Source organism: Acinetobacter sp. CFCC 10889 (assembly GCF_003268395.1).
Taxonomy (GTDB): domain Bacteria; phylum Pseudomonadota; class Gammaproteobacteria; order Pseudomonadales; family Moraxellaceae; genus Acinetobacter.
Window position 1 is genome coordinate 1 of sequence record NZ_LQXQ01000080.1, and the last position, 11,560, is coordinate 11,560.

The window sequence follows — 11,560 nt, forward strand, 5'->3', positions numbered from 1 at the left end:
TTATTTTAGTTACAAGAAGTTCCCCTCTTTTTCAAAGAGGGGTTAGGGGAGATTTTAGGAATTTTTCAAATAATTTTGCTTAACTGACTGGCATTAAGTCCATTGCGACTGATTTTTTTATGTCTAAAATTCACTATTTTTCAGCATGAATCATCCAAACCAAATCACCTAAATGTTCTTCAGGATGCGCATTTTTATTCTGCTTTTCTGGAAAATATACACTCGGTTGAATCACCTCAACCTGTTTAAACCCTGCGGTTTGGAAAAAATCTCGAACTTCTTTTGGGGTTTGAAAATGAAAACTAAATGCACTACGAGAAACCACTTTAAGCAATTTGCTACTGTTCCAAATGACGGTAGCAAGTTTGTTTTTAACAGGCTCAGGATAAATATCAGTTAAGTAGTGTAAGACTGAAAAATCTTGTCCATAATGCACAATTGATTTTAATAATTGTTGTAATAATTCTTTTTCAAAATAATTAATTAAGCCTTCACTAATGATGACCAAAGGTCGCTTGGGATCAAATACTGCAAAAGCATTTTTAAAATCTTCAGTAAATAAATCAACCGATAGCACATCAGGGCTTGCCATATTGATTTGTTTTAATGCAGTTTGTTTGGTTTTTGCCATGTCAGGCAAGTCTAATTCACGATAATCAATTTGTGGGAAATGTTCTCTAAACCACCAACCGCGTGGTGATAATCCTGCGGCAATTTCCAAAACTTGTAGGTTAGGATAGCGCTCGATCAATTGTTTAAGTGTGTCATCCAACATGATATGACGCTCTTTTAAGGTGGTGCGCATACTGCCACCAACATATTTTTCTGCCCATGTTTCGACTGGATTGGCAATAAAAGCTAAAGATTTACCTTTTGAGGTCGCAAGGAGTGGATGGGATATTCCCATTTGATACCAAATATATCCCGTATAGTGGGCGGTAAATGAGATATGGCGGTGCTTTGATAGGGCTTGGTCAGTCATGGTTATCCTTAACATTCTTTTTTTCTAATTTGGAATTTATTCTACAGTGATTAAAAATGATGATTCAAAAGAGTGTATAAAATTAATTTTATTTAATCCTTTCGTTTAAATCCTCCCCAACCCTCCTTTAAAAAGGAGGGGGTGTTCATCTTTTTAAAGTGAATTCTTAAATTCTTCAATGACTTTTTTGACAGATTGCCATTCTTCACCTAAATCAAATTGTTCAGCAATCTGAATATTTGGAATTTTACCACGCATACGTTCAAGGCGTTCTTGATTCGGTAGAGGTAAATTTTCAATACCTATTAAAGCTGTACATGCCGATTCACGGTTATTGCAGACCAAGCCCATATCACAACCTGCATCTAATGCAGCTTTGATCCGTGCATCTGCACCACCTGCAACACATGCCGCTTGCATGCTTAAGTCATCCGAGAACAGTACGCCATCAAATTTTAATTCTTGACGTAATACTTTTTGAATCCAATACGGGGAGAAGCCCGCAGGATTTGGATCAACATTTTCATAAATGACATGAGCAGGCATCAAGGCATCAAGCTGAGCTTGCAGTTTAATAAAACTTTGCATGTCATTTTGGTAGATTTCATCATAATGACGTGAATCAATTGCTGCGGCAACATGTGAGTCAGCTTTGACTGAACCATGACCTGGGAAGTGTTTACCTGTAGTTGCCATGCCTGCACGTTGCATGCCTTTCATAAATGCGCTGGCAAGCGGTACAATGTCCTGTACATTTTTGGCAAATGCACGATCACCAATCACATCACTGATGGCATTGATATCTAAAACAGGTGCAAAGCTAAAGTCAATGCCAACCGCTAAAACTTCAGTCGCCATCAGCCAACCACATTTTTCAGCCAAGTCGAGTGCTTTTTCAGGCGCATTTAAGTAAAGTTCGCCAAAATGCCCCATCGCAGGTAATAATGTAAAGCCTTGTTTTAGACGTTGTACACGACCACCTTCTTGGTCAACAGCAATTAAAATGTCTGGGCGAATTTGACGCATGTGATCGGTAAGCTTGCGTACTTGAGTAGGAGATTGGATATTTCTTGAAAATAAAATCATGCCACCGACTTGCGGAGCACGTAATAGTTCAATATCTTCTTGAGTAAGTTCTGTGCCTGCAATGTCAAGCATCAATGCGCCAATCATACGAAATCCGAATTGTATTTATTTAAAAAAGAAACAATAACCGAATTTTGCAATGATTTGCTACATTTTGTCCGTACAGATTATGCTAAAACTACACGATATAAACAGATAAAGTTGTTTAAGATTTTGAATTGCATGAATTCATTTAAAAAACAGCGCTGAAATTGGTAAATCCAAGGAAGTACACAAAATTTATGAAACTTCAAACAATCGCATGTGCAGTTGCTCTTGCAACAGGTGGTTTATTTTTTAACCATGCTATAACAGAGGCGATGGCAGCAACAGAGACTGTTGCTGTTTCGACTTCTATTGTTCCAACCAAAGAACAAGCTTTGGTGACACGCCAGTTAGCCACTTTGGTGGATCGTCAGCATTATCTCAATATGCGTTTGGATGCAAATACATCTGCGCGTATTTTAGATATGTATGTGGACAGCTTAGATCCAGATCATTCGCTATTTTTAGCCCCTGAAGTTGAACAGTATAAAAAGCAATATGGTGCATCATTGGGTGCTGCTTTAAAAGCAGGAGATTTGACAGGTGCGTATGCGATTCATGCGCAGTATAGAACACGTTTAAAAGAGTTTTATACCTATATGTTGGCTGAGCTGAAAAAGCCACAAAATCTTAATCAGCCTGATGTTTATATTGAAACGGATCGTGAAAAATCACCATTTTTTAACAGTAAAGCTGAGCAAGAGCAGTACTGGAATAAAATGTTGGTATCTCAGCTCATTAATTTAACCATTACCAAACAAGAAGAACAGGCGAAACAAAAAGCGCTGAAAGATGATCCTTCTTTGGCAAATGGACAAGATCTTACGGCTTCTGAAGATTTAACACCTGTACAAACATTAACCAAGCGTTATACCCGCCAGTTAGAGCGCATGGGGCGTGTGAAAAGTGATGATGTCCTTGAGAAAATCTTAAATTCAATGACATTGACTTATGATCCGCACAGTAATTATTTTCCACCTTTAGATGCGATTGAATTGAATCGTCAAACGACGTTGCAGCTTGAGGGAATCGGGGTGTCGATTCGTCCTGAGCGCAGTAATGAAGATTACACTAAGATTGAAACTATCGTAGAAGGTGGTCCTGCGAGTAAATCTGGTCAGGTGAAATCAGGTGATCGTATCATTGGTGTGGCACAAGATGGCGATAAAATGATTGATGTCATTGGTTGGCCGAGTTCGGAAATTGTCGGGTTAATTCGGGGTAAACGTGGTACCAAAGTGACCATTAAATTGTTAGGTGCAGGTGCTTCGATGAATCAAGCACGTGCTGTGACATTGACTCGTGATGTGATTCAAGAAGAAGATGCAGGTGTGCGTTCACGTACGGTGGAAGTGATACGTGATGGAGCAAAGCATAAGTTTGGTGTAATCGAAATTCCATCGTTCTATTTAAACTATCGTGCACGTCGTGCAGGCAATGAATATCGTTCAGTCGCAGAAGATACCAATAAAGCCTTGCAGTCTTTGGCGAATGAGAAGGTAGAAGGGATTATTATTGACCTACGTAATAACCCAGGTGGTTCGCTAGAAGAGGTTGCGAAAATGATTGGACAAGTGGTGAAAGAGGGTCCAGTGGTTCAAATTCGTGATGGTAATGGTTCAGTCAGCGTATTTGAAGATACTGATGGTGGTGCGCAGACTTATGCAGGTCCATTGGCAGTGCTCATTAATTTGGCATCTGCATCTGCAAGTGAGATTTATTCTGCTGCTATCCAAGATTATGATCGTGGCGTGGTCTTGGGTAGTACAACAACAGGAAAAGGAACAGCACAGGTTCAACTTGACAGTTTGGCATATGGTCAAGCAACCTTAACACAACGTAAATTCTATCGAATTACAGGTGGAAGTACCCAAAATAAAGGTGTGATTCCAGACATTAAATTGGTCGATATTTACGACGAAGAGTTTGGTGAACGCAAAGCAAAAAATGCTTTGAAATGGGATACGATTCCAACTGCACCATTTAAGCGTGAAGGGTCGATTCAGCCTTATGTACAACAGTTATCAGATTTATCAAAAGTACGTGTAGGTGCTGATCCTCAGTTCCAATACTTGGCTGAGCGTAAAGCCATTTCACAGCAAACCAAAGATCAAAAGCAAGTGGTATTAGATATTGAAAAGCGTAAAGCTGAACTTAATACTCTCGAGTTAAGAACTTTGGCAGCAGAAAACAAGCGCCGTACAGAAACAGGTTTAAAGCCTTATGCAAATTGGGAGAGTTACCAAGCTTCTCTTGATGCATTGGCTGAATCTCGTGCAAAAATGAAAGCCAATAAGCGACCTGCATTACCAGAAGAGGAAACTTTTGTGACTGAGGCGGCACATGTATTGATGGATCTTGCAAAGCTAAAAAAATAAGCCTTACTAAATACTATGTTAATCAAATATAAAAAGCATATTTCGATATGCTTTTTTCTTGTCTAAAAAATTAAGAATAACTTGACCTTCAATAAGATAATGCTATTTTAACCATATATTTCTTATTCTTTAAAAGGTGAACCTTCACACAGTTTTACATTGTAGAAATTTGGGGGTTTTATAAAAATAATAGGTTCTCTATTGGAAGATAATTTTTATGCATTATATGAGTTATGACAGTAGTCTCGTAATAGGGTCTGCATGTGTTGCAGTATTCATCTGTTACGCAGCTATATCATTAGAACAACTCATATTTGTTTCACGGACACCCCGTATACAAAAAATGATACTTTGCTTGAGTGGGATGGTCTTTGGTTTTGCAATTTGGGCAATGCATTTTGTGGGAATGTTGGCTTACAATTTGCCTGTAGGCTATGCTTTTGATCCTGTATTAACAATAATTTCTTATATCATCGCTGCACTTGCTTCAACCTTTGCTATTTGGCTAACCACCCAGAAAACTTTACCCATCGTTCGTTTAGTGTTGGGGGCTGTGTTGATGGGTTCGGGTATTTCGGGTATGCACTATGTTGGGATGATGGGCTTACAAATTCCTGATCAAGAAATTCACTATAATATTTTACTGGTTGTGTTTTCTGTTTTAATTGCGATTAGTGGAGCAGGCTTATCCTTTTGGCTGACATTTAAATATAAAAATACTTTCAAACATAAAACGATCTATAAAATCGCCATTTCAGTGATGAGTGCTATAAGCATTATCGGAATGCATTACACAGGTATGGCGGCTGCAACTTTTTATGCTATGGGGGATTTATTACACACAACACATCATGTGCATGGTGGACAAGGACTATTACTATTAACCATTATTTTTGTGACCAGTTTAATTTTGGTTTCTGCATTCAGTGTTGCAGTGTTGGAACGTAGGTTAGAAGAACGTAATTTACAACTCTTACAAGCCAATAAAGAACTTGAGGATTTGGCTTTACAAGATAATCTGACAAAGTTACCTAATCGTTTATTTTTAGAAGAACATATTCAACAATTATTTCAGCGCTATGCAGCGACCCATCAAAAATTTGCTTTAATTTATTTAGATTTAGATTTTTTTAAAGCTGTAAATGATAATTTTGGGCATCAGGTAGGCGATGATTTATTGGTGGCATTGGCAGAAAGGTTACAAAGTGTTTTAAAACAAGATCAAACTTTACTGCGACTAGGAGGGGATGAGTTTTTAATTATTTTGCCGCAAATTAATGAAATACAACTGGAAAATATCGCAGAAAATATTTTAGAAAAAATTCAACAACGCTTTTTAATTGAAAATAAACAAATTAATATCTCAGCCAGTTTAGGCATCGTGCTTTATCCTGATCATGGTCAAAGTTTACAAGATTTGTTAATTCATGCCGATACTGCAAAAATGCTTGCCAAAGAGCAAGGACGCAATACATTTAGTATTTACAATGTAAGTTCAGATCAATATTTTCAGCATCGTCATCAATCTAAGCTAATTAATGATTTGTATCGTGCAGTCGAAGAACAGCAGTTTGTTTTATATTATCAGGCAAAATTTACAGCAGATTATAAAATTTGTGGGGCTGAAGCGTTGATCCGTTGGCAGCACCCAAGTTTGGGCTTACTTGCACCAAATAAATTTATTGAGGCGGCTGAGCAAACAGGTTTAATTATAGGCATGGGGTATTGGGCGCTTGAGCAAGCATGTATACAACTACAAGCATGGCGTGAAAAAGGTTTTCCATTTTGCCAAATTGCTGTGAATTTGTCGGTGATGCAATTTGAACATAAACATCTGATTTCGATATTGGATCAATTAATTAAAAAGTATCAAATCCAACCTAAAGAGCTGATTGTTGAGATTACTGAATCGACAGCAATGCACCATATTGAAAAAAGCATCCTTACTTTTGAACGCTTAAGAGCGTTAGGAATCTTGTTGGCGATTGATGATTTTGGAACAGGGCATTCAAGCTTTTTGTATTTGAAAAATTTACCTGTAGATGAGTTAAAAATAGACCGTGAGTTTATTCGTAACTTGTGTGAAGGCTCTAAAGATGAAATTATTTTGGAAAGTATTATCCATTTGGCAATTCGACTAGGTTTGATTGTGACAGCTGAAGGCGTTGAAACTGAACATCAGGCTGAGATTTTAAAACGTTTAGGTTGTCAGCAATTACAAGGATTCTTACTCGGAAAACCGATGCCTATAAAATGCTTAGAAAAGAAATATTTTGCTGTGACATAATTAGAAAATCTCATGATCTTTGCTGTACTGAAATGCAAGATCCTTGGTAAATAAAAAGCTTTGTCGAGATGAAATATGCCTAATTTATTCGCAGACCTTTACGTATTCATATACAATTACGCCAATTTTTAATTTATTTCTCACACACAGAACACAGCCATTTGCTGGTGTGTACAAATTTGTGTGCCAATTTAAGATTTAGTTTATGTTTAAAGACCAATTAGCCAAAGAAGTTGCGGCTCGTAGAACTTTCGCGATCATTTCGCACCCAAATACTTGACTTCCTTTCATGCCATTTCAACCCATTTCAACCTGTTTCAAAAAAATCACCTCAACTACTGAAAATAAATAAAAATACAGTTATTATCCCCTTTGTACCCATTTCAACCGATTGCAAGCAATTTCAAGCCAAGTCACAAGAAATGTGTACACATGGGTGTACATAATTTTATTTGTACACATTATCTAAATAATTTATGTACACAGGTATTTGCGACATGCCTTTAACAGACACTTGGCTTAAAAAAAACTTAGGCAAAGAACGTGCAGATTTGCATATTGAAACTGATCAAGATGGGTTAAGTGTCCGAGTTACACCAAAAGGGAAAATCACTTTCCAAATGCGGTATAGGTACGCTGGTAAGCAAGTTCGCTTAGACTTGGGTTCATACCCAAATATAAGTTTGAAAGATGCACGTGCTGAATTGCAAAAAATGAAAGCAGTCTTGGAAACGGGGTATGATCCACGAGTTCATAAAAAAATAGAAATTCATAAGATTACTGAAGCAGTTACTTTTGAAGAGTTATTTCGAGATTGGTATAAAAAATACGTGATGCAAAATAAAAAATCGCATCATCAAATTTTAAGATCCTTTGAACTTTATGTTTTTCCAAAAGTGGGAAGTCTGCCGTGTGATCAAATTACATTGCACCACTGGCTAGATCTGCTCGAAGCTCATGTTGAAGGATCGGAGTCAATTACTGATCGTATTCTTGCAAACACAAAACAGTGCCTAAATTGGGGAATTAATCGAAAACTAATTGAGCTCAATCCAATTCGTCATATATCCGGAAAGCTTGATTTAAATATCAAAAAGAATAGGACGGTTCGTGTATTGTCTGATGACGAAGTTTCTTTGATTTTGGGAGTAAGTGATCATTCAAAAACATCTCTTAAAAATGTGTTGTTTTTCAAATTATGTTTGTTTTATGGCAACCGATATAGCGAGTTAAGAATTGCGCTTAAATCGCATTTTGATTTTAAAAACAATACGTGGACCGTACCGCCCGAAAATCATAAAACGGGTGAAGAAAGTAAGCGTAGCATTGTGCGTCCTATTATTGAGGAAATTAAGCCTTGGCTTCAGGCTGCAATGGATCTAAGTAATTCAGACTACATATTCCCCAATGCAAAATCTAACGAACCAATGGGTCGTAGCGGTCCAACTGATATGCCTTATAATTTCATGCAGTATGCACGCAGAAGAATGGGTATTGAGATGAAACACTGGTCATTTCATGATTTACGCAGAACAGCACGGACAAATTTTTCAGCGTTTACAAGCCGTGATATTGCTGAGCTTATGGTGGGTCATGTTATGCCTGGAGAACAGGCAACTTATGATTATTATGACTATCAGGAAGAAATGGCAAAAGCTTATAAAAAATGGTGGGATAAATTAGAAAGTCTGACTAATTAGTCAGACTTTCGTTGTTTCTAAAGTACTTTAATTCCCATTCTTTAATTTCATTTTCATCCCATAGACTTGGTGAGCCATTTGAGCTTTTAACGGGTGGAGGAAGAGGCTCTTTAAATAGCTTCTGTGTTGCTTGTTGCCAACGCCATAACGTGCTTTTGAACTATTTAAGCGCTTACATAGTTCATTTGATGTCAAGTAAGCCATCAACCTTCCTCCTTTTCTTCTTTCATCTTTTTCACAATTGCTTCTTTTGCTTTCATTAAGAAATGTTCACGCTCACCATCTTCAAACATGCCATCGCCTTGCATTTCTTCTGAGTAGAAAATTTCATCACCAAAATGATCAGGGTAATCAACACTAAAACAACCATGGCGCAAACGAAGATAGCCAACTTGCTTACCATTGTGGAAAGCATTGTATTGCTCAGGGCAAGCATAGCAAGTCATTACAAGTTCAATTTGATTTAAGTCAAAGCCCATCATGCCCTTGCTCCAAACAGTACTGAACAGCTTGTTCTTGTGATGCGAAAAGCTCCTCCATTTCACCACCGTCATCACTATTCTCATCAGCAACGCCAACAGCGAAATGCCCACACTCCGCGTAAAACCAAATGTGCTTACCATTGCAGACTATGTAATCATCTTCAAAGACCACTTCAGCTTTAATCATGCCCTTGCTCCTGTGCTTCGATCATTGCTTTGTATGCTATATAAACCTCCTCTTCAGAGAGAAAAACATCTGCATGATCGCAAAGTAAATTCACTTCAATTGGCGTGTTTGTTATGTGTGCAATCATCCCCTTTGTCGGCTCTTTCGGCACCAAAACAAAACCTTCAGGAATGGCTTGGGTTTTGGATAGCTCATCAAACATTCGTTCAACAATCTCTGTAAAAGAACAGCCTTCCATGTTGTGGTCTGCACCAAATTTACAAAGCTTATGAATTGTTTGTAAGCCTTCGATTTCAATTTTTTCAGGGTTTTGAATATCCATCACGCCACCTCAACTTCACGAATTTCACGCGCAAAAATTGCATAAGCATCATCTTCGCCAAAGTGAATATCAATTAAGAAAAATCCATTTGGTGCAATTGGGTTCCATTTTGAAATATCACATTCATCCATCATGATTTCCCAATCATCGCCAGAAACAGAGCTTTCCAAAAAGAAGATTACTGTCTCAATATTGAAATACCGAAGCATCTCATCCCAGTCTTTCTTAGATATTAACTCTTCATCTGCATGATATTTGTCTAAATAAGCAATGTATGCAGGGTGTGACCAAGCGCCTATTTCATCACGAACAATTTCCGCAGGTTTTAATTGATTAACTTCCATCACTTCACCCAATCTTCTATTAAAATAAATAATTACACTGATTTTTGAGCCTATTCTTTTATTAGAATAGGGTTATAGATAGTGTGCTAATGCATTCCGCGTCTTGCACGCTTCCACTTTTTATATTCAGGTGATGAGAAGTGACCTGATGCAGCCAATGCATCGCAATAATCAGAGCTGGATTTCGCTGTAATTGCTTTAGTCAGCATTTTATTCAGCTTTTCCGAAACTTGGTTATCTTGGATTTTATAAAGCGTATTTGGATATTCGCGATATAAATCGTAATTTCTCAAGAAGCCACTTAGCGTACGATCTTCTCTGTCTTTCCGCTTTAGAATATAAAATGTGGGCTTTTCAATACCCACACGGTAGCGTGCACCTTTCTCTACATCACTGTCGAATTGACAGAAGTAGACAGGTTTTTGAGTAGAAATAGTCATTTGCTCAGCTCCTATCGTGGTGCATAACCGATGCGTGCCAACGCATCTTGCAATTCAGCAACAGCTTCATGCATACGATCAGCTTCAGAATCACTTGAAGCATTTGTACAAAGCTCACGGTATGAAATACGTTTAACCAACTGAGCCAATGCCATTGCTTGCGCTTCAGTTAAATTCATTTCGAGAATTAGAGGGTTTTCCATCAGATCGCCTCCACCAAATGATTTTTTTCAATAAAACCAACGAGCAAATTATTAAATTGGCGGTGGTCGATTTGGTCGGTGAAGTCGAGATATGGATTGCCATTTTCATCAAGAACAGTCATTTCACCGAGTCCTGTAATCTCTACAGCAGTGAATCCATAACCTGGTACGCCGTTGCTATCGGGACTCGTTTCATAACTAAAAGGGAACTTCACGGTAAATTCGTTAAGTTGAATCACAGCGTAACCTGTGCTGAGTGAAGTAATTTCAACGGTTTGTACGGCATAAGTTGAAGGAATGTATTCGGTTGCTAGAGGCGGTTTGTATTCAGTGGCTTTTTGATCGTAAGCCAAATAAATAGCACCCAAGGCGAATAAGCCAGATAAAGCAGCTACTTTTAAATAACCCATTGGCTGTACACGATGTGTAACAGTGGGGTTGATGGAATTTAGTTTTGCATTCATAATTGATCTCGCTCATTTCTCATCTGAGTTGTTTATGTTTAAGCTAAATATGACTTTTCTAACCCGGCAGGTTGTGTAATAATTAGCTCTGTAGACTTGCAAGTGTTTACGCTAGCCCTCTTAGTGAGTAAGAGGGCTTTTTAATGCCTGCTATTAATCAAGTTGACTTAGATCAACGCCTGAAATTTCTAAGAATTTTTCATTGTTAAAATTCGGTAGTGCTCGAATCAAATCACGATCTTCTTTTGATGCCTCTGTTACAGATTTTGTAAAAGCTTCTTTGTAGTCATATTTTTTCAAATAACCACCAGTGCATGAAAAACTAGGATTTTCTTGTTTTTCCACATCTGACATTGCAGATTCATAAATCCATTTAGTTAAAGAAAAATATAAGCAGCTTGGTTTATTTGCCTCATCCCACACCGACTTCATGCACGGCTTGTCAAAAACATTAATAATTTCAACTTCTTCTGTATTAAAGAAGCCATTGCTGAAATTTGTAGTGTTCCAGTCGCCAGTGTTGCAGTCGCCAGTGTTCCAGTAGCCAGTGTTGCGGTCGCCAGTGTTCCAGTAGCCAGTGTTGCGGTCGCCAGTGTTCCAG

13 protein-coding genes are annotated in these 11,560 nt (G+C 37.9%); 3 read left to right on the forward strand and 10 right to left on the reverse strand.

What is annotated here, in order from left to right:
* Positions 1 to 133: 133 nt before the first annotated feature.
* Positions 134 to 982, reverse strand: coding sequence for a class I SAM-dependent methyltransferase (locus tag AVJ19_RS19045; RefSeq protein ID WP_111861164.1), 849 nt, complete (start codon positions 980 to 982; stop codon positions 134 to 136).
* Positions 983 to 1,135: 153 nt separating this feature from the next.
* Positions 1,136 to 2,155 carry a beta-N-acetylhexosaminidase gene (gene nagZ / locus AVJ19_RS19050; RefSeq protein ID WP_111861165.1) on the reverse strand — a complete coding sequence of 340 codons (1,020 nt, stop codon included), beginning with the start codon at positions 2,153 to 2,155 and terminating at the stop codon, positions 1,136 to 1,138.
* A 194-nt stretch (positions 2,156 to 2,349) separates the two neighbouring features.
* Here nagZ and AVJ19_RS19055 point away from each other — a divergent pair, with 194 nt between their 5' ends.
* The 3 genes from AVJ19_RS19055 (at position 2,350) to AVJ19_RS19065 (ending at position 8,517) form a co-directional block, all read left to right on the forward strand.
* Entirely contained in the window at positions 2,350 to 4,530 is a 2,181-nt protein-coding gene (locus tag AVJ19_RS19055) for a carboxy terminal-processing peptidase (protein ID WP_111861166.1), read from the forward strand.
* Positions 4,531 to 4,747: 217 nt separating this feature from the next.
* Positions 4,748 to 6,817 (forward strand): EAL domain-containing protein, encoded by a 2,070-nt coding sequence (locus tag AVJ19_RS19060; RefSeq protein ID WP_111861167.1) that lies wholly within the window; start codon positions 4,748 to 4,750, stop codon positions 6,815 to 6,817.
* 497 nt (positions 6,818 to 7,314) lie between these two features.
* The gene (locus AVJ19_RS19065; protein ID WP_111861168.1) at positions 7,315 to 8,517 is read left to right on the forward strand and encodes a tyrosine-type recombinase/integrase; all 1,203 of its coding nucleotides are present in this window, start codon (positions 7,315 to 7,317) and stop codon (positions 8,515 to 8,517) included.
* 203 nt (positions 8,518 to 8,720) lie between these two features.
* On the opposite strand, the gene AVJ19_RS19075 is transcribed toward AVJ19_RS19065, so the two are convergent.
* The 8 genes from AVJ19_RS19075 to AVJ19_RS19110 form a co-directional block, all read right to left on the reverse strand.
* The gene (locus tag AVJ19_RS19075) at positions 8,721 to 8,999 is read right to left on the reverse strand and encodes a hypothetical protein (RefSeq protein WP_228203407.1); all 279 of its coding nucleotides are present in this window, start codon (positions 8,997 to 8,999) and stop codon (positions 8,721 to 8,723) included.
* Positions 8,986 to 9,186 (reverse strand): hypothetical protein, encoded by a 201-nt coding sequence (locus AVJ19_RS19080; RefSeq protein WP_111861169.1) that lies wholly within the window; start codon positions 9,184 to 9,186, stop codon positions 8,986 to 8,988. The genes AVJ19_RS19075 and AVJ19_RS19080 overlap by 14 nt, the downstream gene beginning before the upstream one ends.
* Positions 9,179 to 9,508, reverse strand: a complete 330-nt coding sequence (locus AVJ19_RS19085) for a hypothetical protein (protein WP_111861170.1) — start codon at positions 9,506 to 9,508, stop codon at positions 9,179 to 9,181. The genes AVJ19_RS19080 and AVJ19_RS19085 overlap by 8 nt, the downstream gene beginning before the upstream one ends.
* Positions 9,508 to 9,852: a hypothetical protein gene (locus AVJ19_RS19090; protein ID WP_111861171.1), complete on the reverse strand. Its 345-nt coding sequence runs from the start codon at positions 9,850 to 9,852 to the stop codon at positions 9,508 to 9,510. The genes AVJ19_RS19085 and AVJ19_RS19090 overlap by 1 nt, the downstream gene beginning before the upstream one ends.
* Positions 9,853 to 9,938: 86 nt before the next feature.
* Positions 9,939 to 10,292 (reverse strand): hypothetical protein, encoded by a 354-nt coding sequence (locus tag AVJ19_RS19095; protein WP_111861172.1) that lies wholly within the window; start codon positions 10,290 to 10,292, stop codon positions 9,939 to 9,941.
* Between the two features lie 11 nt (positions 10,293 to 10,303).
* A complete protein-coding gene (locus tag AVJ19_RS19100; protein WP_111861173.1) occupies positions 10,304 to 10,495 on the reverse strand; it encodes a hypothetical protein in 192 nt (63 codons plus the stop codon).
* Positions 10,495 to 10,959: a hypothetical protein gene (locus tag AVJ19_RS19105; RefSeq protein ID WP_111861174.1), complete on the reverse strand. Its 465-nt coding sequence runs from the start codon at positions 10,957 to 10,959 to the stop codon at positions 10,495 to 10,497. The genes AVJ19_RS19100 and AVJ19_RS19105 overlap by 1 nt, the downstream gene beginning before the upstream one ends.
* A 153-nt stretch (positions 10,960 to 11,112) precedes the next feature.
* Positions 11,113 to 11,560, reverse strand: a 448-nt coding sequence (locus AVJ19_RS19110; protein WP_213067264.1) for a pentapeptide repeat-containing protein, incomplete at its 5' end; no start/stop codon positions are given.